This window comes from Cellulomonas sp. C5510 (genome assembly GCF_019797765.1).
GTDB lineage: Bacteria > Actinomycetota > Actinomycetes > Actinomycetales > Cellulomonadaceae > Cellulomonas.
In genome coordinates this window covers 754,026-778,780 of record NZ_CP081862.1, presented here as the reverse complement: position 1 = coordinate 778,780, position 24,755 = coordinate 754,026, and the positions used below count along the sequence as shown (strand labels likewise).

Below are 24,755 nucleotides of genomic sequence, written 5' to 3'. Positions count from 1 at the left end.
CCCAGCCTGCGGAGCGTCCGCCCCGGCCGCATCTCGGGGCGCGGGGCCGGGAGAGCGCGGGCTGCGTCGGCGGGCGGCGCCTGCGCGCGGGCGCGGGTCAGCCGACCAGGCGCTCCTGCGGGACGCCGAGCCGCACGACGTCGCCCTCCACGGCTGCCACCTCGTCGCCCGCGGCGTACCGCGACCCGCCGAGCAGCCCACCGCCGACGCGGAGGTAGCCGAGCCGCAGCAGCCGGTCGCGCTCCCCCTCGGGCAGGTCGGAGTCCCGGCCGACGGCGTCCACGACCGCGCCGACGAGGCCGCCGACCCCGCCCGACCCGGTGGCGCGCTGGCCGTCGGCGGTCGCCGCGTCCGGGTCGCCGAGCGACACCTCCGCGACGGTCCCGACGTCCACGCCGGCCACGTCGACCACCGTCATGCCCTCGCGCACGCCCGCGATCGGACCCTGCTCGTCGCTGATCGGCACCGTCATCGTCACGTCCCCTTCCGTGGCGGGCCGATGGGGCCTCGTCGCCCCACCGGCACCTCCACCCTCCGCCGGGCGGGCGGGCGCGGCAACCGGAGGTGCTCCCGGGGACGGTGCGGGCCCGAGCGGCAGCCGCACCGTCCCCGGGGTCCTAGGCCCGTCGCCGGCGCGCCCGGACCGCGAGCGCCGTGCCGAGCGCGAGCAGTGCGAGCGCCACCGCGAGCGGCAGCACCACGCCCGCGCCCGTCAGGGCGAGCGACCCGTCCCCGGTGACCACCGTGAGGGGCGTCTCCGCGAGGACCCGTCCGGCGTCGTCCCGCACCTGCAGGTGGTGCGCGCCCGCCGCGAGGTCGGCCGGGACGGTCACCACGACGCTCGCGGCGCCGTCGACCAGGGCGGTGACCGTGAGCCGGCGGTACGTGGACGCGACGCCGATCTCGGCCCGGTCGCCGGGGACGTGCGCCAGCGTGACCGTCACGCGGTCCCCGGGACGCACCGTGGCGGCCGAGACCGTCACCGCCGGCGCGGGCTGCTCGCCGGGCCCGGGCTCCTCACCCGGCCCCGGCTCCTCACCCGGCCCGGGGCTCTCCCCCGGTCCCGGTTCCACCGCCGCGACCTCCACGGCGACCACGCGGGAGACGTTCCCGGCCCCGTCGGTCGCCCGCGCCTGCACGGTGACGGCGTCCGTGCCGGGCACGGTCACCGGCCCCGTGTACGCGGTCCACGCGCCGGAGGTGCCCCGCCGGTGCTCGACCGAGGCCACACCGGACCCGCCCTCGTCGGACGCCGTCACGGTCACGACCCGGCCGTCCGCCGTGATCGCGACCTCGGGCGCCGTCGTGTCCGCCGGCGGCAGCTCCACCAGCCCCGAGAGGGCCGCGTCCAGCGCCGTGGCGGCCGCGTCGACGTCCTCCTGCGGCGTGCCGTCGGCCGCGAGCAGGGCCTTGGCGTGCTCGAGCGCGGGCAGCAGGGGCGCCCAGCTGTCCGGGGTGTACTGCCGGCTGTCCAGCGCGTCCGCCCGGGCGACCAGCTCCTCGAGCTCGCCGGTGGCGACGGCGATGCTCACCGCGCACCACACCAGCTCGTCGCCCTTCGCGTGCGTGAGGAGCACTGCGGTGCTGCCCGATGCCCCGGTGGCGAGGTCGACCGTGATGCGGCCGTCCGCGTCGACCCGCGGCGCGCCCGCCACGGACGCGACGGCGCTGTCGAGCGAGGCCGCGGACACGACGTCGTCGGCCTCCACCGGGGTGATCGTCGCCTCCAGGAGGGCCGTGGAGTCCCGCCCGGCACTCACCGCGGGCGCGGTGCACCCGAGCTTGTAGCCGCCGTAGACCTCGAGCTCGAAGAGGGACAGGCCGTACTTGGTGACCGGCAGCCCGATGACCCGCAGGTACCGGACCTCCGCGTCCGGGAAGTCGACCACGTTGCGCAGCTCGGTGGAGGTCTTCTGCACCCGCGCGAGCTCGCGCCACTCCTGCCCGTCGTCGGAGCCCTCCACGCGGAAGTCGTCCGACGTGGCCGACTCCCACGTCAGCACCACCTGGTTGACCGTGCGGGGCTGCTCCAGGTCCACCTGCAGCCAGCGCTCCGTGGTGTACGGCGCGTTCTGGCGGAGCGAGGCCCACCGGGTCGTGAGGTTGCCGTCGGTGGCGTTCTGCGGCGCGAGGGTCGCGTTGTACTGCGAGTCGGCCGTGGTCGGCCGCCCGAGCGCGACGTTCTCCCGCCCGGCCGCCACCGGCGGGGCGTCGGCGATCGCGGAGTCCGGGAACACCTCCAGCTCCCACAGCGAGACGCCGTACTGGGTCGTGCTGCGCTGCACGGTCTGCATCCGCACGTAGCGCGCCCGCTCGTCGAGGCCGACGACGTCCACGCCGCCGTCGCTGCCCTCCGCCGGGGTGGCGTACGCGTCGCGCCACGCGTCGCCGTCGTCGGAGACCTGGATCCGGTACTGCCGGGCGTACGAGGCCTCCCACCAGAGCCGGACGGTCCCGACCGGCTGCACCGCGCCGAGGTCGACCTGCGCCCACGCGGTGTCGGAGAGGTTGCCGCTCCACCGCGTCGTCGTGCTGCCGTCGGTGATGTTCCCCGCCGCGCCGCTCGACGTCCCGGACACCGAGACCCCGCGACCGAGCGCGAGGTTCACGCTCGCGTCCACGGCGAGCTCCCGCACCTCGTACCCGTCGCCCGGCCCGTCCAGCAGCAGCAGCCGGACCGCGCTCGCGGCGGTCGGCTCGATCGCGATCCGGGTGGTCCCGCCGGTGCCGTCCTGGGTCAGCGCGTGGTCGGTCCACGTCCTGCCGTCGACGGTCGTCTGGAGCAGGAACCTGCTGGCCGGGGCGTCGCCCCAGGTCACCGTGACGCCGGTGACGAACGAGCCGTGGTCGAGCTGCCGGGCGAGCCACGCGGTGCCGTCGCCCCGCGACCGCCACGACGTGCCCTCGTCCCCGTCGCCGGCGAGCGCCGCCGCGTGCCCCGCCTGCGCGCTGCTCGCGGTGTACGGCGACGACGCGTCGTCCCCGGCGGTCAGCGCGGCGGTGACCGTGCGACCCAGGTTCGCGCCCGAGCCGAGGCCGAACGTGCCGTGCGCGGACGCGTCCGGCCCGGTGAGGCCGACCCGGACGACCAGCCCGGGTCGGTTCGGGTTCGCCACGCTGACGACGGGCACGTCCCCGGACTCGTCGAGGATGACGAGGGCGGGCTGGTCCACGGTGAGCGCGCGACCGTCCCCGAGGTCGAGGGTCCCGGCCTCGTAGAACGTCGCCATGGTGCGCTGCAGCCCGGGGTGGCGCGCGGCCTGGACGGCGCCGTCGTTGCGCAGCACCTCGACGGCGGGGTCGGCGGCGTAGGCCTCGACCTCGGCGGGCTCGGCGGCCGGCAGCACGACGTACTCGTAGCCGGCGTCGGCCGGGCGCACGCCGTGGTCGACGTACAGGGTGAACGCGTCGCGGGTGACGGGGTCCTCCCCCAGCCAGCTCCCGGTCTGGGCCTTGCTCGACACCTGCACCCGGGAACCGGCCGGGAAGACGTACCCGACCTCGTCGTTGTACGCCCACGTCGGGCCGTCCACGGTCGCGCCGTCCGTCCCGGGCGCGACCGGCACGCCGCCGACCGAGGCGTTCGGCTTCGCGACGGCCTGGTTGACCGTGGTGTGCACCGGGGCGTCGGAGGTCGACGCGATGCCGGTGCCGAGCGCCACCAGCTCGTCGTCGAACGTGAAGTAGCTCTTCTTGCCGGTCGTCGCGGCGCGGTCCAGCGTGTAGACGCTCGCGCCGTAGGTGCCGTCCGAGACGCCGCCGGTGAAGCTGCCGCCGTTGCCGGTCGAGCCGCGCGTCTGCTCCTTGACGTAGGGCGCGGTCACCCCGGGGTAGTGGAACCAGTCGAACGTCGGGCCGAGGTCGAGGTACTCGCGGTTGTTCACCTGGATCGCGGTGGCGCCCGCCGAGTTCCACACGATCTCGTTGCCGACCGACGGCCGGAACGTGGACCGGTACTCGCTGCCGACGGTGCGGCTGGAGTTCAGCCGCGTGAAGATCCCGTAGTCGTCGCGCAGGTGCGACGCGAACTCGGAGCGCCAGAAGTACCTGTCGCCCGTCACGCCGTTGGTGCGGGTCTCGCCGCGGATGCCGTCGAGGACCGCGCGGTAGGCGGTGGAGTACAGCGGGTCGGTCCGCACCATGCGGGTGAGCGGCTCGATGAACTCCGACGCGTGGCTCGTCACCCCGTCGATCGTCTTCGGCTGCCGGTAGTTCAGGTAGAGCATCCCGATCTCGCCGCGGATCATCCAGCGGGTGCCGGAGATGATGTAGAAGGCGATGGTGTCGAGGTGCTCGCGGCTGAACGCCAGGCTCGTGCCGCGGGAGACGTCCGCCCAGAGCGCCACGTTGGTGAACAGCACCATGCCGTAGCCCTCGCTGTAGAGCTGGGCGCCGTGGGCCCAGAAGCTGGCGTCCGGCTGCACGGCCTCCTGCACCGTCCCGGAGTCGTCCACGGCGACGGTCTGGACCATCGTGTCGAACCCGGCGCGGATCTTGTCGAGGTCGTGGGTCGCGATCGCCTCGAACAGGTAGTTGGTGGTGCGCCAGGCGCCGTTCGCGCCGACCGGGTCGAGCTTGCCGGTGTTGTGCTCCAGCGCGACGGCCATCGCGTCCTCGCTCAGCACGTCACCGAGGGAGATCGAGATGCGGCCCATCGCGATGGACTCGCCGATCTCGGTCTCCCACCAGTTGGTGTTCCCCGGGTCGGCGACATCCCAGTAGGCGAGCGCCCGCTCGACCGCGGTCACGAGCGCCGGGTCCTCGAAGCCCTCGGCGTCGGGGTCCCGGTACGCGTGGGTCATCGCGAGCATCCGGTAGAGCGCGGTGTACGCGGACCACACGGACCCGTTCGCGGAGCTGGTCCGGTCCGCGTAGTCGACGTCCGCCCAGGAGCCGTCCGCCCGCTGGCTGGCCGCGTACTCCCGGGCCTCCGACGTGCGCGCCAGGTAGATGCCGTTCGCGATGATGATCTCGTCGCCCTGCCCGAGGTAGTACTCCTCGAGGCGGGAGACGATCGTGCCCAGGTCCTCGGCGGGGTCGGCCGCGGCCGCGCGCGGTCCCGCCGCGAGCCCACCGCCGCCCAGCACGAGGGCGACGGCGAGGGCGATCACTGCTCTGAGGTGTCTCACGTCCAGCTCCTTCGCTGATGTGGCTCGAGCCGCACCTGTCAGGGGGTCCGGTGCGGGTGCTGCAGTGGTGCGGTGGCGCGGCGCTGCGGTGCTGCGGGTGCTGCGTCGGGGGCGGGCACGGGAAGGGGCGGGCCGCGCCGGTCAGGCGGCGGCGACCACCGCCGTCCCGTCGCCCGAGACGGTCAGGGGCCCGTCGACGTCCGGCACGAACACGGCGTCGCCGGGACGGAGCCCGCGGACGTCGCCCGCCTCGACGCGGACCTCGCCCGCCGTGCACACGACCACGCGCGGCCCGTCGTCCGGCCCGGTGACGACCGACCCGGCGCGCGGCGTGAGGACGCGGAGCACGAAGTCCGGGACGGGCGGGACGTAGTCCACCGCGCCGGGCCCGACCCGCACCGGGCGCAGGAACCCGGTGAGCCGGGGGGTGAAGTCCGTGACGGCGAGCAGCTCGTCGACGTCGACGTGCTTGGTGGTGAGCCCGGCGCGCAGCACGTTGTCCGACGCCGCCATCACCTCCACCGCCATCCCGCTGAGGTAGGCGTGCAGGGTGCCCGCGCCCGTGTAGAGCGCCTGCCCGGGCTCGAGCCGCGCGAAGTTGAGCAGCAGCGGGGCGACGAGGGCCGGGTCCCCGGGGAACTGCCGCGCGAGGTCGCGGACGACCCGGACCTCCGGGCGCGTGCCGGCGGCCTCGTCCGCGACGCGGGCGACCTCGCCCACCCAGGCGGCGGGCGTGGGGCCGCGCTGGTGCAGTAGCCAGGTGAGCGCCGCGCGGTGCCCGGCCCCGGGCGACTCGTCCCGCAGCATCTCCACCAGCGGGTCCAGGGCCGGGACCTCGAGCTCCGCGACGAGCTTCGCCGCCTGCTCGGGCTCGCGCAGCCCGCTGAGCAGCTCGAACGGCGTGAGGGCGTAGAGCACCTCGGGCTTGTGCGAGCGGTCGCGGTACGTCCGCCCGGGGTCGTCCCGCCGGACGCCCCGGCGCTCCTCCGCCGCGAACCCGGCCTCGGCCTGCGCGGCGGTCGGGTGCACCTGGACGGACAGCGCGTGCGCGGCCGCCAGGATCTTGGTGAGGAACGGCAGCCGCGGTCCCGCCGTCGCGAGCACCCGGCGGCCGAGCATCGCCTCGGGCTGCCCGGCGACGAGCACGTCCAGCGGCACCCGGCGCCCGGGGGCGGCTGCGACGGACGGGTCGTCCGGGTGGGCGCCGATCCAGACCTCCGCGACCGGGCGCCCGTCCAGCGGACGCCCGAGGAGCTGCTGCACGAGCGACGTCGAGCCCCACGGGTAGCGCCGCACCGGGTTGTCGAGCAGGAACACGTCGGCTCCCCCGGTCAGCTCTCGGCGCCGTCGGGGCTGCCGGCGCCGTCGGCGCGGACGAGCTCCGCGACGCCGATCCGCGAGTCCGCCATGCCGTAGAACACGAACCGGCGCCCGCCGACCTGCTCGACCGCCGTGGGGAACACGACGTTGCCGAGGGTGCCCTCCAGCTCGTCATCGGTCTCGGGGACCAGCAGCGGCTCGGCCGTCCGGGCCAGGATGCGCCGCGGGTCGGCGGCGTCCAGCAGCATCGCGCCGGCGGTGTACCGCGCGCCGTAGGCGAGCTCGAACCCCTTGACGTCGGCGCCCGTGACGCCGTGGTGCAGCACCAGCCAGCCCTCCGGCACCCGGATCGGCGCGGGACCGCCGCCGATCTTCGACTCCTCGTACGGCATCTCCGGCGCCGCGATCATCGACGCGTGGGTCACCGACGTCAGCGCGGCGAGGTCGCGCCGGACCGCGTCGAGGTCGACGAAGCCGATCCAAATCGACGGCCGGTCGTCCTCGACGCCACGCGGGGCGGGCGCGCCCTCACCGGGACGCAGCCAGTCCAGGTCCCACATCGGGCGGTGCAGCAGCGCGAGCGCCGGGCGGCCGTCCGGGCCGGGCACGGCCTCGGGGAAGAACACGACGTCCTTGTTCGCGAACAGGTTGAGGTCCGTGCCGAGCTCGGGCTGGTACCCGAACCGCAGCGGACCGAGCCGCCGCCACGCCACGGTGTCCTCGGAGACCGCGAGCGCGGGACGCGGCCCCAGCGGCCCGTACGCGACGTACGTCATCACGTGCAGCCCGAGCGGCTCCACGAACGTGATGCGCGGGTCCTCGACGCCGGCGTTCCGGGTGCCGTGCTCCCACTGCTCGTCCGGGGCCAGGACCACACCCTGCCGCTCGACGCCGGTCGGGACGCCGTCGGTGACGACGACGCGGGCCCGGCCGATCCGGGAGACGTTGCCCTCCGCGACCATCCGGGGGAACAGGTACAGCTCGCCGTCCGGGCCCCGGGCGGTGCCGGGGTTGAGCACGCCCTCCACCTCGAGCGGGTTGCCGGGCTCGGGCTCCATGATCGTGCCGATGCGGCGCAGCGCGTAGGGCACCGTCTGGACGGATGCGGTCGGGTTCACCTGGGTCATGACCTTGCCTTGAGGTTGTGGGCGCACGCCGAGGACGGCGATGGCCCTGGTGCGGGCGTGCAGACGTGCGGGCGGGACGTGCCGGCGGCGTCGGGCGGGCTCAGCCCTTGACGGCCGAGCCGAGGTTCGCGGACGTGAAGTGCCGCTGGAACAGCAGGAACAGGACGACGGCCGGCACCGCGAGCACGCAGGCCCCCGCGAGGACCGCGCCCATCGGGTTGGCCTGGAACGTGGAGTTCGCCTGCGAGAAGTTCGCGAGGCTGACGGCGAGCGGCTGCATCGACGCGTCCTTCGTCACCAGGAACGGCCAGAGGAACTCGTTCCACGGTCCGATGAAGGTCACGAGCATCGCCGTGAGGATCGCGGGGCGGACCAGCGGGACGGCGATGGACGTCATGATGCGCAGCTCGCGGGCCCCGTCGATGCGGGCCGCGTCGAACACGTCCCGCGGGATCTGCAGGAAGTACTGCCGGAAGATCAGCACGGCCACCGAGTTGACCGCGAACGGCAGGATCATCCCGAGGTAGCTGTCCGCGAGGCCGAAGTACCGGACGACCATCACGTACAGCGGCACCATGAGCAGCTGGAACGGGATCGCCTGCACCAGCAGCACCAGGGCGAACACGAGCCCCTGGCCGCGGAACGACAGCACGGACAGGGCGTACCCGACCATGAGCCCGAGCACGAGGGTGCACCCCACGACGCCGGCGGTCATGATCAGCGAGTTGAGCAGCGACTGCAGCAGGTCGATCGACCGGTTGACGCCCGCGAAGTTGTCGAGCGTCAGGTTGCCCGGCAGCGGCAGCATCCCCAGCAGGCTCGTGTCCCGCTCGTCCTGCAGCGCGCCGATGACCATCGAGTAGAACGGGACGAGCGCGAGGAACGCCCCGATCGCCAGCACGACGAACCGGCTGACCGCCAGCACGCGGCGGCGCACGCGGCCCCGCTCGTCCGCGGCGGCCCGCCCGGTGGTCGTGGCGGCCGTGGTGGGCGTGGTGGTCGCCATCAGCCCTTCCTCTCCGTGAGCCGGCGGGAGACGAGCGAGACGACCATCACGGCGAGCACGAGGATCATGCCGATGGCCGCGGCGACGTCGGGCTGCCCCTGCTGGATGCCCTTCTGGTACATGAGCAGGGCGGGGGTCATGGACGCCCCGTTCGGCCCGCCGCCGGTCAGCAGGTACGGCTCGGTGAAGATCTGCCCGGTCGTGATGATCGACAGCAGCACCACCAGCGAGGTCACCGGTCGGACGCCGGGCAGCGTGACGGACCGGAACCGCCGCCACGCCCCGGCGCCGTCCACCTCCGCCGCCTCGTGCAGCTCGCGCGGCACGTTCTGCAGCCCCGCGAGGTACAGCAGCACGTAGAACCCGAGGTTCTTCCAGGTCACGTACACCGCGATGAGCGGCATGATGAGGCCGGCGTTCGCGAGCCACGTCGGGTCCGGCGCGAGGCTGCCGAGCAACCGGTTGACGACCCCGTTGCCGCTGAACAGGAAGATCCACGACGCGAGCGTCGCCACGGAGGCCGTGACGTACGGGACGTAGTACGCGACCCGGAAGAACCCCTTCCACCGCGTCGAGGCGTCCAGCGCGGTCGACAGCAGCAGGCCGAGGACGACCGTCAGCGGCACGTTGATGACGAGGAACACGAGCAGGTTGCCGAACGCCTGGCGCACCGCCGGGTCGGCCAGCACCTGCCGGAAGTTGTCCAGGCCCACGAACGGGTGCGGCACCTGGACGCCGGGCGCGGTGAAGAAGAAGTCGTGCACCGACATCCAGACGCCGAACCCGAACGGCACCAGGAACACCACGACGACGAACGCCGTGTACGGGGCGCTGAGCAGGGCCCCGAGCGGGTGCTCACCGAGCCAGCGCTGCAGGCGCCGGCCCCGGGCCGGGCGGCCCCGGCCCGGACCACGGCTGCCCGTGGTCCGGACCGGCGACAGCACGGCGTCGTCGCGGAGAGTGGTCATGTCAGATCCGCCGGAGGTCAGCCGGAGAGGCCGTCGACGGTCGTGGCGGCCTGGCCGAACACGCCGGACAGGTCGCCGGAGCCGGACTGGACCGCCTCGCCCCACGCGTCGCGGAACACCTGCATCTTCTCCGCGAGGCCGTCGACGGTGGGCACGTCCACGGCGAGCGGCACGGCGGCCGCGAAGGACTGGAAGAACGGCTTCTCCGCGAGGAAGTCAGCGGCGAGCTCCGGCACGTCCGTGCGCGTCGGGAACTGGCCGGTGGTCTCGAGCAGCGCGAGGTCGTTCTCGTCGTCCGTCGCGAACTTGAGGAACTCCCACGCGGTCTGCTGGTTCTCGCAGGAGGAGTACAGGCCGACGTTCTTGGAGTCCGCGAACGTCGACGTCTGGTCCGCCGGCGTGCCGTCGTGCGTCGGGATCGGCACCGTGCCGTACTCGACCTTGCCGTCGAACTGCCCGGCGCCCCACGGCCCGGCGATGCCCATGGCCGCGACGCCGTCCGCGAACGGCCCGGCCCACATGTCGCCGCTGTACGCCTCGGCGGACGCGTAGCCCTCGGCGTACAGCGTCTGCCAGAGCTCCAGCGTCTCCAGGGCCTCGTCGCTCGCGAAGGTCGCCTGGCCGTCCTCGATCAGCTGCGTCCCGCCCGAGTTGGCCAGGAAGAACGGGTAGAAGTCGAAGTTGACGTTCGTGTAGTCCGCGGTGGCCGGCGGGTAGATCGCGTAGTCCGCGGCACCCGACTCCTTGATCGCCTTCGCGGCCGCCAGCAGGTCGTCGTACGTCTCGAGCTGCGGGTCCTCGGCGTCCAGGCCCGCGGCCTCGAACACCGTCTTGTTGTAGTAGAGCATGAACGGGTTCGTCTTCCAGGGGAGCTGGTAGAGGTCCCCGTCCGCGCTGCGGAAGCCGTCGGCCGCCGTCCCGGACCGGCCGGTGATGTAGTCCTCGGCGTCGTCGAACGTCGTCGACAGGTCGACGAGGCCGCCCTGCTTCTGGAAGGCCGGGACCGCCGAGGGCGCCGTGTTGAACACCAGGCACGGCGTGTTGCCGGCGGTGATCGACGCCGAGATGACGTCCTCCGAGGAGCTGCCGGCGGGGATCGCCTGGGCGGTCACCTGCTCGTCGGGGTGGTCGGCGTTCCAGGCCTCGACGACCTGCTCGCCCCAGGCGATCTCCTGCTCGTTGGTGGAGTACCAGATGTCGATCGGCCCCGCGCCCGTCCCCGAGCCCGCCCCCTGGTCGTCGCCGCCGCCCGATCCGCACGCCGCCAGCGGGAGCACCACCACCGCTGCGGCCGCCGTCAGCACTGCCATTCGTGCGCCACGCTTCATCGCGTCGCTCCTCGCTTCCCGGGACCCGTGGTCCCCCCGTGCTCCGGGCGCCTCGACGCGGCCGGAGCGCCGGTCCGTCGTGACCGGGCTGGCGCTAGTAAACCGGTTTGAACGCGAGCGGTCAACCATCGGCTTCGGAGCGGCCAAGCTGGGGCGATCGGCGCGAAACGGACGCTTCTGTTTACTAAACCGGTGAGGAACTGGTGCGCTACGATGCCGCGGTGGACGCAGAACCCGCACCAGGCGCCGAGGCCGCGACCGATACCCCGGCGCCTCGCGCGACCAAGCCGGAGCCCCGGGGGCGCCGCGCGACCATCGGCGACGTCGCCGAGCGCGCCGGGGTCTCCAAGAGCGCCGTGTCGTTCGTCTTCAACGGCCGCCCCGGCGTCAGCGAGGCGGCGCGCACCCGCATCCTCGAGGCCGCCCGCGAGCTCGACTGGCGGCCCGACTCACGGGCCCGGGCGCTGTCCCGCAGCCGCGCGCAGGCCCTCGGCCTCGTCATCCGCCGCGAGCCCGAGCTGCTCAGCACCGACCCGTTCTTCCCGCACTTCGTCGCCGGCGTCGAGAGCGCCCTGTCGGCGTGCGGCTACGCCCTCATGCTCCAGGTGGTCGACGGCGAGGAGTCCGAGAGCGCCGCCTACCACCAGTTCGCCCGCGAGTCCCGGGTCGACGGCGTGTTCCTCACCGACCTGCGCACCGACGACGAGCGGCCCGAGACCCTCGACCGGCTGGGCGTGCCGTACGTCCTGGTCGGACCCGCCGCGCCCGTCGAGGGCCGGCCGCGCCCCCTGAGCGTCGACGACGAGGCCGGCGTCCGCCGCGCCGTCCGCCACCTCTACGCGCTCGGCCACCGCCGGATCGCGCACGTCGCCGGCGCCGACGGCTACGTCCACTCCGAGGTGCGCCGGCGCGGCTGGGCCGCCGAGATGGCCGAGCTCGGGCTGGACGCCGGCCTCGTCGTCACCGCCGACTTCTCCGGGGCGTCCGGGGCGCGCGCGACGCACGAGCTGCTCGACCTCCCCCACCCCCCGACGGCGATCGTCTACGCCAACGACCTCATGGCGATCGCCGGGATCTCCGTCGCCACCGACCGCGGCGTCCGCGTGCCCGACGACCTCTCGGTGGTCGGGTTCGACGACGTGCCGCTCGCCGAGTACGTCGTCCCCCCGCTCACCACCGTGCGGCAGGAGGTCATCACCTGGGGCCGCGAGTGCGCGCGCACCCTCGTGGCCGTCGTGGAGGGCCGGGAGCCGGAGGAGCCGCTGCTGCCGCCGGTCGCGTTCGTGGTGCGGGGCAGCACCGGCCCGGTGCGGCAGCGCGCGGACGCCTGACCGGACGCGGAGGCCCTCACATCCATCTTTTCCGGGAGACCGGGCCAGGATCCCTTCCCTGTGGTGACGGCACGGCGCTCGTCCACACCGCTCAGCGCCACTGGAACGTGAAGTTCCATCCCAGTGCGTCGGCCGCGAGGTCCGAGAGACCCGGGTGGCGACGCTTCATCTCGGCGGCGACCTGCCGTCCTGCGTCTCCCAGGCTGGTGCGCGACCAATCCACGGGGACGGCGAGCGACTCGGCGACCATCTGCTCGACGGCGGATGTCCTGGAGGGGCTCCCGTTCCGGACCGCGGCCGCGTCGGCAGCTTCTGCATCGGCCCGCGGGGAACGCTCACGCCTGTACCCGAGGTAAGCCACAACGGCTTCGCTCAGTGTGTTGGAGTCGGATGAGGTCACGGGTGGATCACCACTTCGTCGCCGGTCAGGGAATCGATCCGCACGATCTGGGTCACGTTCGGACTGCTGCGGAGAACGGGCAGCTCTGCACCGGCGTCGGCCGACGCACTGCCGGACGCTCGGGGCCTCAGGGTCCCCGTGGCGGAGCTCCCTGAAGAAGCCCCGGTCAGGGCATGCACACCACGCCGCCCCCGGCCCCTGATCGCTCGTCGAGTCCGGCCGTTCACTCCCAGGCGGACGGGTCGGTCCGCCGACCCTCGGCCGAAGCGGACACCATCTGGTCGAAGGTCAGCACCGATGCGCCGAACAGCAGCGAACCGTCCCGGTGCACCAGCAGCTGTCCTCCCCCACGCACGGGCTGCCAGAAGTAGTACGCATCGACCTCTGGCACCGGCCGGGAGTGGCGCCGGGCATCGGTCGGCGACATCTCGAGCAGCCGTGCGGCGACGGCGACGGCCACCTCCAAGGCGGCGCGCTCCTGCGCGGCCCGGACGCCGGCCTGGACACGTTCGATGGCGGCGTCGGGGTCGTCGAGGGGGAAGGCCACCCGCCGGACCGTAGCCAGGGACGGCGGAGCCCCCGGCGCGACCTCCCACCGGTCGTGAGAGGTCGCGCCGAGGGCGCGGCGCTCAGCCGGCGGCGGTCACCCGCCGGTGCGCGCCCCGCGGCGGTTCGGCGCCTCGACCGGCGCCGCGTCGACGTACGCGCGGGCGCGTACCTGCCCGTCCTCGTCCTCCAGCCACAGGTGCAGCCGCGCGGCCGGCGCGTCGCCAGGGGCCGGCACGGTGACGCGCACGGCCGCGCTGAGCTCCCAGGGCTCGGCCTTCACCGGCTCGGACTCCGCCTGCGCGGGCACCGGCTCGGCACCGAACGGCGTCCCGGCCGGTACCCAGGCGGCGCGCACCCGCCCCAGCACGGGCGACGGCCCGTGGTGCGACACGTGCACGTCGAGCGCAAGGGGCGCGTCCGGCACGGGGATGTCGGCGCCGGCGTGGGCGGGCACCAGGTCGATCACGAGGGTGGTGGGCGCGTTGACGTCGCGGGGGTCGACGCCGCCGAGGTCCTTGGGGCGGCGGTCGGCGTCCCGCAGGCCGGCCATCTCGTGCTCCACGTCGGTGAGCTCGGTGTAGACGTAGCCGGCGAACCGGTCGTGGCGGCGCAGCTCCTGGGTCTGCCACCGCAGGTGCCACCCGCGCTCCAGCGACGTGAACCCGGCGCCGTACTCGCTGTTGAGCACCGGCACGCCCCCGCGGGGGAACGCCGCCGACCCGTACAGCGACTTGTCGACCACGAAGTCCGGCCCGAGCTTCACGGGGAAGTCCTCGCGGCTGCCGTCCGCGAGCGCCGCGAGGTTCGCCGCCCACGCGGCGGGGTCCTCGTCGTAGTAGTGCCAGTCGACGAGGTCGGTGCGCACGTGCGACCAGCCGGAGTTCTCGACCACGGGCCGGGTGTCGTCGAGCGTGCGCATCAGGTCGTAGGCGCGGGCCGCCGCCTCCGCGCGCGCCGGGGAGCCGGGGATGTCCCAGTCGAGCCCCCACTCCTCGTTGTACAGCCCCCAGATGACGACGGACGGGTGGTTGCCGTCGCGCTCGACCATCGGCGCGAGCTGCGCCTCGAACGCGGCGGCGGCGGCGTCGCTGAACCGGCTGGGCGCCGGCGGCTCCGCCCAGACGAGCATCCCCATCCGGTCGGCGGCGTCCAGCCAGCGGGGGTCCTCGAGCTTGATGTGCTTGCGCACGAGCGTGTACCCGAGGTCGCGGGCGAGCTCGAGGTCGGCGAGCAGCGCGGCCTCGTCGGGGGCGGTCGGGCCGGTGCGCGGCCAGTAGCCCTGGTCGAGGACGCCGGTGACGTAGAGCCGCTCGCCGTTGAGCAGCAGGTGCTCGCCCCGGACCTCGACGCGGCGCAGGCCCGCGGTCACCCGGACGGTGTCGGCGTCCGCCTCGGGCGCGCCGTCGGCGCGGGTGGTGACCGCGAGGACGTACAGGTGCGGGTCGGCGGGGCTCCACAGCCGGGGGTCGGCCGGCTCGACACGTCCGCGGGCGATGCCGCCCGCGTCGGCCACGAGGTCGACGCCCTCGCGCCCCGCGGAGCCCTCGGCCACCTCGACGGACACCCGCGCGCCGGCCGGGGCGTCGCCCGCGACGGTGACGGTGACGTCGAACCCGGTGAGCGAGTCGCCGCGCACCGCGACGGACGCGGCGTGGGTGCGGCCGCGGGCCTCCAGCCAGACGCTCTGCCAGATGCCGGACGTCGGCGTGAACGACACCCCGTCGTAGTCGTCGCGCGGGATCGAGCGCTGCTTGCCGTGCGGGATCGAGCGCTTGTCGGCGGGCGCCTCCACCTCGACCTCCAGCACGCCGGTCGACCCCGCGGCGAGGACGCCGGTCAGGTCGACCTCGAACGGCGTGTGCCCGCCGACGTGCTCGGCGACCGCCACCCCGTCGACCCGGACCACCGCGCGGTGGTGCACGGCGCCGAAGCAGAGCACCGCGCGCGACCCGGCCCACGCGGCAGGCACGCTCAGCGTCCGGCGGTACGTGGCGCGCTCCAGCCACGTGCGGGCGACGCCGGACGCGGCCGTCTCCCACGCGAACGGCACGACGACCGGGACGGTGCCGTCGGGCACGTCCAGCTCCCAGGTGCCGTTGAGGGGGACCCAGCGGTCGGACCGGTCGCGGTCGGGCCGCGGGTACTCCGGGCGCGGGACGGACGCGGCGCGCGGCAGGGCAGCAGACATCGGGTGGAGCCTTTCGACAGGGTCGGGAGAGGAGAGCGGGGTCAGCCCTTGACGCTTCCGGCGAGGATGCCGTTGATGAAGTGCCGCTGGAGGGCGACGAAGATCAGCAGGAGCGGGATCAGCGCGATCGACGCGGCGGCCAGCAGCTCGCCGGTGACGGTGGCGTAGTCGGCGCCGATGCGGTTGCCGGTGATGTTCTGCGCGAGCGTCGACAGCACGACCTGGAGCGTGGCCATCCGGGAGGACGACGCGGCGACGACCGGCCAGACGAAGTCGTTGTAGATGTTCATGACGGTGAGCACCGCCAGGCCCGCGAGCGCCGGCCGGATGACGGGCAGCACGATCCGCCAGAAGATGCCGAACTCGGTGGCCCCGTCGACGCGCGCGGCGTCCAGCAGCTCGTCCGGGACGGCGGCGATCACCTGGCGCATCCAGAAGATGGCGAACGCGTCGACCGCTCCCGGCAGGATCAGCGCCTGGTACGTGTTGACCCAGCCGAGCTCCTTCATCTCCAGCAGCAGCGGGATGATCAGGACGATCGTCGGGAGCATGAGCGTGATGAGCACGGTGCCGAACAGCAGGTCCCGGCCGCGGAACGTGTACTTCGCGAACGCGTAGGCGGCGAGCGGCGCGCAGAACAGCGTGATCGAGCCCTTCACCACCAGCACGACGGCCGTGTTGAGGAACCCCCGGCCGATCGGCACGTCCGTGAACATGCGCCGGAAGTTCTCGACCGTGAACGCCGACGGGTCGACGCCGAGCGGGTCGCTGATGATCTGCGTGGCCGGCTTGAACGCCGAGACCAGCGCCCAGACGACCGGCGCGAGGAAGGCGAGCGCGAGCACCAGCAGGAACGCCTGCGACCCGAGGGTGCCGGCGAGCTCCCGGCGGGCGCGACGTCCGCCGTCGCGACGGGACGGGCCGACCGGAGCGGCGCGGCGCGGCAGGGCGGCGGCCGGCGCGGTGTGCGCGGAGACGGGGGCGGTCATCAGTCCTCCGACCGGAGCAGCCGCACGAACAGCAGCGACAGCGCCATGACGACGATCACGAGCAGGAACGAGTTGGCCGCGCCCGTGCCGAGGTCGGCGCGGGTGATGTGGTCGTACAGGTGCAGGCCGGCCGTGGTGGTGGACCCGTACGGCCCGCCGTCGGTGACGACGTACGGCTCGGCGAACATCTGGAACACCGCGAGCGTCTGCAGCACCACGGAGAACATCAGCGTGCGGCGCACCAGCGGGACCGTGATGCTCCAGAGCTGCCGGCGGGGCGAGGCGCCGTCGATGGACGCGGCCTCGTAGACGCTGCGGTCGATGGACTGCAGCCCGGACAGCAGGATGATCACGATGAACCCGGTGGTCTTCCACAGGAACAGCAGGGCGAGCGTCGGCTTCGCCCAGGCGGTCGTGGTCAGCCAGCCGACGTCCGGCAGGCCGACGAGGTTCAGCAGCCCGTTGACGGCGCCGTAGTCCCGGTCGAACACGACGACCCAGATCTGCGCGACCGCGACGAGCGGCGTCACGAACGGCACGAGGAACGCGATCCGGTAGAACCCGCGCATCCGCACCTTGGCGTTGTCCAGCAGCACCGCGACGACCAGCGCCAGCACCATCTGCACCGGGACGATCAGCAGCCACAGCACCGCGGAGTTGCCGAGCGACGACCAGAACGCGTCGTTGCCGAGCAAGTAGGTGTAGTTGCCCAGGCCCACCCACTCGGCGGCGCCGGAGCCGCGCCAGCTCGTGAAGGACAGCCGCAGCGTGAACACCATCGGGTAGACGCTGAACGCGACGAACAGCGCGACGAACGGCAGGACGAAGACGTACGGGGCCACGGCCCGGGGCAGGTGCGGGCGGCGCCTGCCCCGGGCCGTCGCGACGGCGGCAGCGGTCACTGCCGGTCCACGAGGTTGCTCTGGATGTCGGCGGTCGCCTGCTCGATCACCTGGTCGGGCGTGAGCTCGCCGTCGAGCATCCGCTGCACGTCGGTGCCGAGGTAGTCGACGGCGCCGGCCCACCACGACGGTGTCGGGGCGCCGCCGGGGATCTGCGCGCCGGCCTCGACGGCCGTGGTCCACAGGTCCTGGTCGCCCAGGCCCGCCACCGGGCCGAACAGCGGCGCGGACGGGTCGGCGGCCGGCAGGTACGCGGGGATCGACGTGGCCAGCCCGTTCGGGTAGGTGTCGTTCGGGCCCCACACCGCGGAGTACCCGGCCTCGTCGTACATGAGGAACTCGTAGAACAGCCACGCGAGGTCGGCGTTCTCCCCCGCCTTCGGCAGCACGAACGACGAGCCGCCCATCGCGCCGGAGCGGGCACCGCCCTCCTCCCAGGCCGGCAGCGGCATGGCGCGCCAGTCACCGGTGGTCTGGGTGAGCTGCTGCTCCGGGGCGAACGAGAACCAGATGGCCCACGGGTAGAACACCTGGCGGCCGTCCTCGAGCGGGCCGACGTCGCTCGGGGACAGGTACTCGGCCCGAGTGCCCAGCCCCTCGGACTGCACGGTGTCGAGCCACCCGAGGATCTGCCGGTAGGCGTCGGAGTCGAGCCGGAGCTCCCCGTTCTCGTCCGCGATCGACGTGCCGAGCTGGCTCGCGTACATCTCGAGCTGGAGCTGCCCGAGGAACGCGCTCTGCTCCAGGTGGATGGGCTTGGAGTCCGGCACGGCCTCCTGGTACTGCCGCGCGGCGTCGAGCAGGTCGTCGTAGGTCTCGATCTGCGTGGCGTCGACCCCGGCGGCCTCGAGCGCGGTCGCGTTGTAGAACAGCAGGCCGGGGTCGAGGTCGAACGGCACTCCGTAGATGCCGCCGTCGAGCGAGTTCACGTCGACCTTCTGCGGCGCGATGTCGTCGACGTACGGTGCGAGCACGTCGCCGAGGTCCCAGAGGTAGTCGGCGTACCCGGCGACCTTGGCGTCGTCGAGGAACACCCCGTCGGGGACGTCCGTCTCGGTGATGAGCGTGTTCTGGAGCTTCGCGTCGATGTCGACGGCCTCGTGGTGGACCACGACGTCCGGGTACACCGTGTTGAAGTCGTCGATGACGGCGTCGAAGACCTCGAACAGGTCGCCGGAGCGGTCCCAGATGGTGATCTCCCCGCTCGGGCTGCCCGTGGGTGCCTGGAGGCGGTCCGGGTCGGCGGACGTGGTGCCTGACCCGCCGGCGCCGTCGTCGGACCCGCCCGAGATGGACGGCCCGCAGGCGGCGAGGACGGTGGTGGCGGCGAGCAGGCCCGCGGCGATCGCGAACGGGCGGGGGCGCGTCCGGGCCGCGGGGGCGGTCCGCGGGCGGCGGTGGGTCGGGTGCATCGGCACTCCCTCGTGCGAGCAGGGGTGCGGCGGCTCCGCACCTCTTTGCCAACGTGTGCAAACTAGCGCGGCTTTGCACACGATGGCAAGCCCCTATGCTGGGCCTCGACCGACGAGGGGGTGCCATGGCCGCGACACTGCGGGACGTCGCCGAGCACGCGCAGGTGTCCGTGCGCACGGTGTCCAACGTGGTCAGCGGCTACGCGCACGTCAGCGAGAAGATGCGCCGCCGCGTGCTCACCGCCATCGAGGAGCTCGACTACCGGCCGAACCCCGTCGCGCGCACCCTGCGCACCGGCCGCACCGGCGTGCTCGCGCTCGTCGTACCCGAGATCGACCTGCCCTACTTCGCCGAGCTGGCCCGCGAGATCATCAACGCCGCCGCCGAGCACGGCTACCGGGTGATGGTCGACCAGACCGGTCACGACCACGAGCGGGAGCGGGAGCTGCTCACCGGGGCCGACCGCACCATGCTGTTCGACGGCGTGCTGTTCAGCCCGCTCGTCACCCGCGCCGAGCTCCTCGAGATGCAGCCCGCGACGACCATGCCGCTGGTGCTGCTGGGCGAGCACGAGTTCGACGGCCGGTACGACCACGTCGCCATCGACAACGTGCAGGCCGCGCAGGACGCCGTCGCGCACCTGCTGGCCCGGGGCCGGACGCGCGTCGCCGCCATCGGGGCCCAGCCCGAGGAGTCCTACGCGACGCCCCAGCAGCGGACCACCGGGTACGAACGCGCGCTGCGGGCCGCCGGCCTGCCCGTCGAGCCCGCGCTGCTGCGTCCCGCCGCGCACTACCGCCGCGCCGACGGGTACCGCGCCGCCGAGGCGCTGCTGCGGCTGCCGGACCGGCCCGACGCGATCTTCTGCTACTCCGACCTGCTCGCGATGGGCGCGATGCGCGCGGTGTTCGACGCCGGCCTGCGCGTCCCGGAGGACGTCGCCGTCATCGGCGTCGACGACATCGAGGAGGGCCGCTACTCCCGGCCCACGCTGAGCACGGTGTCCCTGGACACGCCGTTCATCGCGCGCGAGGCCGTCGCCCGCATCGCCGCCCGCATCGGCGAGCCGGACACCCCCGCTGTCGAGGTCACCGCCCCGCACGCCGTGCTCGCGCGGGAGAGCACGGGCGCGGCCGACAGCCCCGCCCGGGCCTGAGCGGCGGGGGCCGGACGGCACCGCCCGGGGCGTCCCGCGACCTCGCGTGACCGCCCGAAGGACCCTGGTCCCGCCGTCCGGCCCGGTGCCACGATGACCGCATGGAGCCTCGTCGCCGCGCCCGCACCCTCGCCGCCGCCGGCCTCGCCGCGGCGACGCTCCTGCTGCTCGCCGCCTGCGCGGCCGGCGTCAACCCCGAGGTCGGCAGCCCGCCCCCGGGCTCCGACGCACCCGCCGGGTTCTGGCTGGGCCTGTGGCACGGCGCCATCCTGCCCGTCACCTGGATCGTGTCGCTGTTCACCGACACCGTGACGCCCTACGAGGTGCACAACAACGGCAACTGGTACGACGTCGGCTTCGTCCTGGGGATCTCGCTGGTGTTCGGCGGGCCGCTCGGCGCCCGACGCTCGCGCCGGCGCTGAGCCCACGCTGAGCCGACGCGCTCAGCGCCGGGCCGGCTGCGCGCGGTCCGGCACGGCGTTCAGGCGGTGACCCGCGCGGACGCCGCGGCGAGCCCGCGGAGCGTCTCGGTCAGCTCCGCGGCGGGCATCGGCCGGCTGTGGAAGTACCCCTGCGACCGGTCGCAGCCCAGTCGGCGCAGCACCTCCAGCGTCTCGGCGTCCTCGACGCCCTCCGCCACGACGCTGAGCCCCAGGTGGTGCCCGAGCTGGACCGTGCCCGCGACGATCGCGCGGGTGCGGGGGTCGGCCGTCAGGCGCGCGGTGAACGAACGGTCGATCTTCAGCTCCCCCGCCGGCAGGTCGTTGAGGTAGGCCAGCGAGGAGTAGCCGGTCCCGTAGTCGTCGATGCTGATGCCGATGCCCTGCGCGGCGATCCGCTGCGTGACCCGGATCGCGAGCTGCGGGTCACGCATGAGGCTGGTCTCGGTGATCTCGACGACCAGCCGGTCGGACGGCAGGCCCGCCGAGACGAGCGCCTGCTCGATCACACCGAGCAGCCGCGGCTCCTCCAGGCAGGACGTCGACAGGTTCACCGCCACCCGCAGGTCCAGGCCCTCGTCCCGCCAGCGCACCGCCTGGGCGGTCGCCTGGCTCAGCACCTGCCACGTGACCAGCTGCATCACGCCGTGCGCCTCGGCGAGCTCGAGGAACGCGACGGGCGGCAGCACGCCGTGGGTCGGGTGGTCCCAGCGCACCAGGGCCTCGACGCCGACCGGCGCACCCGTCGCCACGTCGACCTGCGGCTGGTAGTGCAGCACCAGCCGACCGTGCTCGCCCCCGGTGGTCGTGAGCATCGCGCGCAGGTCCTCGAGCAGCTCGCGCTCGGCGCGGGCCCGGGTGTCGGCGTCGTGGTCGAACACCCGGATGCCGCCGCCCGCGCGCTTCGCCAGGTACATCGCGGCGTCCGCCCGGCGCAGCAGCTCGCCCTCGGCACGTCCGTCCAGCGCGGTGCAGGCCACCCCGATGCTGGTGGCGACGTGGATGGTGCGCGCGGCGACGTCGACGGGCTCGGCCACCGTGGCCGCCAGACGCTGCGCGACCCGCACCGCCGCCGCCGCATCGGCGCCGGGGAGCACCACCGCGAACTCGTCGCCGCCCAGCCGGGCGAGCAGCCCGCGGCCGGTCACGGCCTCGTCGAGCCGGGCGGCGACGGCGATGAGCACGGCGTCACCGACGGCGTGGCCGAAACGGTCGTTCACGTCCTTGAACTTGTCGAGGTCGACGATGAGCAGCGCGGCGCCGCCCTCGCCGCCGGACGCCTCCTCCACCGCCTCGATCAGGGCCCGGCGGTTGGCGACGCCCGTCAGCGGGTCCGTCCGCGCCTCGATGCGCGATGTGGCGAGCTGGGCCAGCTCGCCCACGAGGTGGAACACCCGGCCGCTCGCCGCGAACACCCCGAGCGCCGCCAGCAGCGCGACCGCCCTGTCGGCGCCGGCCGTGAACACGTCGAGCAGCAGCAGGACGACGCCGGCCACGATGACGATGATCGAGCCGGTCGTCGTCGCCCGCGAGGACGCGTACCGCCGGGCGCTCCGCGCGCGCGGCAGCAGCGCCGCCACCGCGAGCCCCACCGCGAACGCCGTCCACGCCAGCACCACGCCCGGGCCGGCACCGGGGGCGTCCGCGCCGAGCCGCAGCGCGCGCAGCAGCCCGCCGACCTCCACGAGGGACAGACCGGCGATCACGCCGACGAGCGCCAGCGCCCGGGCGTCACGGCGCAGGTCCGCGATGGCGGACACGGTCAGCGCCGTGCCGAGCATCACCGTCATGACCGACAGCCGCACCAGGTGGCCCACCAGCGCGACCACCGGCACGGCAGCCGCCCCGCTGTTCGGCAGCTGCTGCACCACCCACAGCCCGAGGGCGAGGGCGCACAGCGTCGACCCGATCGCGTTGAGCCAGTCCCCCGGGTCGGAGACCGCCGTGCGGAGCCGGTTCCAGCGGACCAGGCCCTGGTACGCCACGGCGGACGCCACCACCGCCCCCGCCGTCAGCCCCACGCCGTCGAGCCCGCCGGGCAGCATCCGCGCCACGAGCTCGGCCACGAGACCCACGGCCACGACCGCGGCGGACCGGCCCGCCCAGCGCCACACCTGGGCGTCCGTGCCGGTCAGCTGCCGCACCCGGGCGCGCAGCACGACCGCCGCCAGGGCGGCCGTCACCGCCCCGGCAGCCACGCCGGCGGCGGGCGGAGCGAGGACGGCGGTCGCCACGGCGACGGCCGCGACGACCGCGAGCGCGCGCACGGGCCACCGCGGCGCAGCGGCGTCGGCTGCTGCGCCGGGACGGTGCCGGGGTGCGCGGAACATGCCCTGATCATCGGCCGTGCGGTGCGCCGGAGCAGGCCGAGGAGCCCGGTTTCACCCGGTCACCGCGGGTGATCCCGGACGCCCCACGTCCGGCCACGCCGCGCCCGGCTCGCGCGCGGCGGCCTCGTCGGCCGTCGCGACCCGCCACGGGGGGTGAAGGAGAACGGGGCCCCCGCGGCCGGGGGCGAGGTCGTCGAGGACGTCGCGGGCTCTCCCGGGCACGGCGAGCCGTCGTCGACCGCCGTCGACCGCCGTCGTCCCCGGCAGCACCGGGGCCGTCCGCCAGGCGGTCCTGCGCGTGCGCGGGTTACCATGGGGTGATCCGAACGACCGAGCGCCACGCTCACGCCGCGGCTGGGAAGCCGACCGACCCCCACCGTCCGGAGACCCCGTGCCCGCATCCCCTCCCGCCACCACGCGCACCTCGGCCGCTCAGAGCGCCGTCACGGGCTCCTACCAGGAGCTCTCGCAGCAGGTCCGGGAGGCCGGACTGCTGACGCGCACGACCGGCTACTACGTGGGGCTGCTGGTCGGCCTCGGGGTAGCCCTGGCCGCGCTCGTCGCCGGCTCGGTGCTGCTCGGCCACTCCTGGTTCCAGCTGCTCGTCGCCGGTGCCCTCGGCATCGTGCTGACGCAGTTCGCGTTCGTCGCGCACGAGGCGTCCCACCGCCAGGTGCTGGCGTCCGGCCCCGCGAACGACCGGCTCGGGCGCGTGCTCGCCAACGGCGTCGTGGGCATCAGCCACTCGTGGTGGATGTCCAAGCACTCGCGGCACCACGCCAACCCGAACCGCGTCGGCAAGGACCCGGACATCGCCCCGGACACCATCGTGTTCCTGGAGCAGGACGCGGCCGGGCTGGGCCGGGTCAAGGCGGCGCTGGCGCGGGTGCAGGGCTGGGCGTTCTTCCCGCTGCTGACGCTCGAGGGCCTGAACCTGCACGTCACGTCGATCCGCTCGCTGCTCACCGCCGAGCGCAGCCGGTCGCGGACCCTGGAGCTCGCGATGATCGCCGCACGCCTCTCCGCGTACGTCGCGCTCGTGCTGTGGCTGCTGCCCGTGGGGCTGGCGTTCGCGTTCCTCGGCGTGCAGCTCGCCGTCTTCGGCGTCTACATGGGGGCGTCGTTCGCCCCGAACCACAAGGGCATGGCGGTCATCCCGGAGAACAGCCGGCTGGACTTCCTGTCCAAGCAGGTCCTCACGTCCCGGAACATCACGGGCGGGCGGTTCATGAGCGCCCTCATGGGCGGGCTCAACTACCAGGTGGAGCACCACCTGTTCCCCAGCATGCCGCGGCCGCACCTCGCGCGGGCCCGTCGGCTGGTGCGGGCGCACTGCTCCCGCCACGGCGTCCCCTACACGGAGACGTCCCTGCTGCGGTCGTACGCCATCGTCGTGCAGTACCTCAACCGCGTCGGCCTGGCCGCGCGGGACCCGTTCGACTGCCCGATCGTGCGGCGGTACCGGGCGGTCTGACCGCCCGGGCGCCGGGTCGTCACCCCGCGGGGTGACGACGGGTGGTCCCGGTCGCCGGGCGGGGCCCGGCGACCGGGACGCCGGTCACGCGAGCGGCCGGATGTTCGACGCCTGCGGGCCCTTGGGGCCCTGGGTGACGTCGAACTCGACCTGCTGGTTCTCGTCGAGCGAGCGGTAGCCGCCGGTCTCGGCGATCGCGCTGTAGTGCGCGAACACGTCCGGACCGCCGTCGGACGGGGCGATGAACCCGAAGCCCTTCTCGGCGTTGAACCACTTCACGGTCCCGTGGGTCATGATGTCTTCTCTCCTTCGAAGCGAGGCGACGCGACTGCGGCGCCTCGAGCCGCGCCCCGAGGGGCACGGACAGTGGTGGCCGTGCAGCGTGCGCTGCACGGCGGCGGCCGGGGCGCGGACGCCCGCGAGCAGGGCGACGGCGCCCTGCCACGACGGGGCGACGCCCAGGGCGCGCGAGTGGTGGTCGTGGACGTGGTGGCCGTCGGCCTCGCGCGCCACCGTGCCGGCGTACTCGCCGGCGCGGGTCGCGACCCAGAGGTCGTCGTCGGCCTGCCGCCAGTCGAGCGGCGCGGGACGCGCCGGGACCTCGGCGGCCGCGGTGCCGCGCGCGGGGCGGACGGAGGGGGGACGAACGGTGGTGAACGTGGTGATGGTGACTGCTCTCACTCCGTGCGCCGTCGGCGGCTGCGG

At 74.1% G+C, this 24,755-nt stretch carries 19 protein-coding genes; 4 read left to right on the top strand and 15 right to left on the bottom strand.

Going from position 1 to position 24,755, the window contains the following annotated elements; genetic code table 11:
- Positions 1-97 precede the first annotated feature (97 nt).
- The 7 genes from K5O09_RS03540 to K5O09_RS03510 form a co-directional block, all read right to left on the bottom strand.
- A complete protein-coding gene (locus tag K5O09_RS03540; RefSeq protein ID WP_222171483.1) occupies positions 98-472 on the bottom strand; it encodes a hypothetical protein in 375 nt (124 codons plus the stop codon).
- Between the two features lie 145 nt (positions 473-617).
- Positions 618-5,129 (bottom strand): polysaccharide lyase family 8 super-sandwich domain-containing protein, encoded by a 4,512-nt coding sequence (locus K5O09_RS03535; protein ID WP_255596051.1) that lies wholly within the window; start codon positions 5,127-5,129, stop codon positions 618-620.
- Positions 5,130-5,270: 141 nt separating this feature from the next.
- Positions 5,271-6,446 (bottom strand): mannose-6-phosphate isomerase, class I, encoded by a 1,176-nt coding sequence (gene manA, locus K5O09_RS03530; RefSeq protein ID WP_222171482.1) that lies wholly within the window; start codon positions 6,444-6,446, stop codon positions 5,271-5,273.
- A 14-nt stretch (positions 6,447-6,460) separates the two neighbouring features.
- Positions 6,461-7,567, bottom strand: coding sequence for a glycosidase (locus K5O09_RS03525; protein WP_370635515.1), 1,107 nt, complete (start codon positions 7,565-7,567; stop codon positions 6,461-6,463).
- Between the two features lie 109 nt (positions 7,568-7,676).
- Positions 7,677-8,582, bottom strand: coding sequence for a carbohydrate ABC transporter permease (locus K5O09_RS03520; protein ID WP_222171480.1), 906 nt, complete (start codon positions 8,580-8,582; stop codon positions 7,677-7,679).
- Positions 8,582-9,550, bottom strand: coding sequence for a carbohydrate ABC transporter permease (locus K5O09_RS03515; protein WP_222171479.1), 969 nt, complete (start codon positions 9,548-9,550; stop codon positions 8,582-8,584). The genes K5O09_RS03520 and K5O09_RS03515 overlap by 1 nt, the downstream gene beginning before the upstream one ends.
- A gap of 17 nt (positions 9,551-9,567) precedes the next feature.
- The gene (locus K5O09_RS03510; protein ID WP_222171478.1) at positions 9,568-10,860 is read right to left on the bottom strand and encodes a sugar ABC transporter substrate-binding protein; all 1,293 of its coding nucleotides are present in this window, start codon (positions 10,858-10,860) and stop codon (positions 9,568-9,570) included.
- 239 nt (positions 10,861-11,099) lie between these two features.
- On the opposite strand from K5O09_RS03510, the gene K5O09_RS03505 reads away from it, so the two are divergent.
- Complete coding sequence (locus tag K5O09_RS03505) at positions 11,100-12,209, top strand: LacI family DNA-binding transcriptional regulator (RefSeq protein WP_222171477.1); 1,110 nt, start codon at positions 11,100-11,102, stop codon at positions 12,207-12,209.
- Between the two features lie 91 nt (positions 12,210-12,300).
- Here the strand turns inward: K5O09_RS03505 and K5O09_RS03500 are convergent, their stop codons facing one another.
- From K5O09_RS03500 to K5O09_RS03475, 6 genes are all read right to left on the bottom strand, one after another.
- Entirely contained in the window at positions 12,301-12,609 is a 309-nt protein-coding gene (locus K5O09_RS03500; RefSeq protein ID WP_222171476.1) for a hypothetical protein, read from the bottom strand.
- A 223-nt stretch (positions 12,610-12,832) separates the two neighbouring features.
- Positions 12,833-13,156, bottom strand: a complete 324-nt coding sequence (locus K5O09_RS19095) for a hypothetical protein (RefSeq protein WP_255596050.1) — start codon at positions 13,154-13,156, stop codon at positions 12,833-12,835.
- Positions 13,157-13,252: 96 nt separating this feature from the next.
- Entirely contained in the window at positions 13,253-15,346 is a 2,094-nt protein-coding gene (locus K5O09_RS03490; RefSeq protein ID WP_222171475.1) for a glycoside hydrolase family 2 protein, read from the bottom strand.
- A 41-nt stretch (positions 15,347-15,387) separates the two neighbouring features.
- The gene (locus tag K5O09_RS03485) at positions 15,388-16,335 is read right to left on the bottom strand and encodes a carbohydrate ABC transporter permease (RefSeq protein WP_222171474.1); all 948 of its coding nucleotides are present in this window, start codon (positions 16,333-16,335) and stop codon (positions 15,388-15,390) included.
- Entirely contained in the window at positions 16,335-17,237 is a 903-nt protein-coding gene (locus tag K5O09_RS03480; protein ID WP_222171473.1) for a carbohydrate ABC transporter permease, read from the bottom strand. The genes K5O09_RS03485 and K5O09_RS03480 overlap by 1 nt, the downstream gene beginning before the upstream one ends.
- Complete coding sequence (locus K5O09_RS03475; RefSeq protein WP_222171472.1) at positions 17,234-18,649, bottom strand: ABC transporter substrate-binding protein; 1,416 nt, start codon at positions 18,647-18,649, stop codon at positions 17,234-17,236. Before K5O09_RS03475 ends, K5O09_RS03480 begins: the two co-directional genes overlap by 4 nt.
- A gap of 125 nt (positions 18,650-18,774) precedes the next feature.
- Between K5O09_RS03475 and K5O09_RS03470 the strand changes: the two genes are divergently transcribed.
- The gene (locus tag K5O09_RS03470) at positions 18,775-19,806 is read left to right on the top strand and encodes a LacI family DNA-binding transcriptional regulator (protein ID WP_222171471.1); all 1,032 of its coding nucleotides are present in this window, start codon (positions 18,775-18,777) and stop codon (positions 19,804-19,806) included.
- 101 nt (positions 19,807-19,907) lie between these two features.
- Positions 19,908-20,228 carry a hypothetical protein gene (locus K5O09_RS03465; protein ID WP_222171470.1) on the top strand — a complete coding sequence of 107 codons (321 nt, stop codon included), beginning with the start codon at positions 19,908-19,910 and terminating at the stop codon, positions 20,226-20,228.
- Positions 20,229-20,287: 59 nt separating this feature from the next.
- Here the strand turns inward: K5O09_RS03465 and K5O09_RS03460 are convergent, their stop codons facing one another.
- Positions 20,288-22,576: a bifunctional diguanylate cyclase/phosphodiesterase gene (locus K5O09_RS03460; RefSeq protein ID WP_222171469.1), complete on the bottom strand. Its 2,289-nt coding sequence runs from the start codon at positions 22,574-22,576 to the stop codon at positions 20,288-20,290.
- A 391-nt stretch (positions 22,577-22,967) separates the two neighbouring features.
- Here K5O09_RS03460 and K5O09_RS03455 point away from each other — a divergent pair, with 391 nt between their 5' ends.
- Entirely contained in the window at positions 22,968-24,050 is a 1,083-nt protein-coding gene (locus K5O09_RS03455) for an acyl-CoA desaturase (protein ID WP_222171468.1), read from the top strand.
- Between the two features lie 84 nt (positions 24,051-24,134).
- Here K5O09_RS03455 and K5O09_RS03450 read toward each other — a convergent pair whose 3' ends face one another.
- The gene (locus K5O09_RS03450) at positions 24,135-24,344 is read right to left on the bottom strand and encodes a cold-shock protein (RefSeq protein ID WP_222172553.1); all 210 of its coding nucleotides are present in this window, start codon (positions 24,342-24,344) and stop codon (positions 24,135-24,137) included.
- Positions 24,345-24,755: the final 411 nt, after the last annotated feature.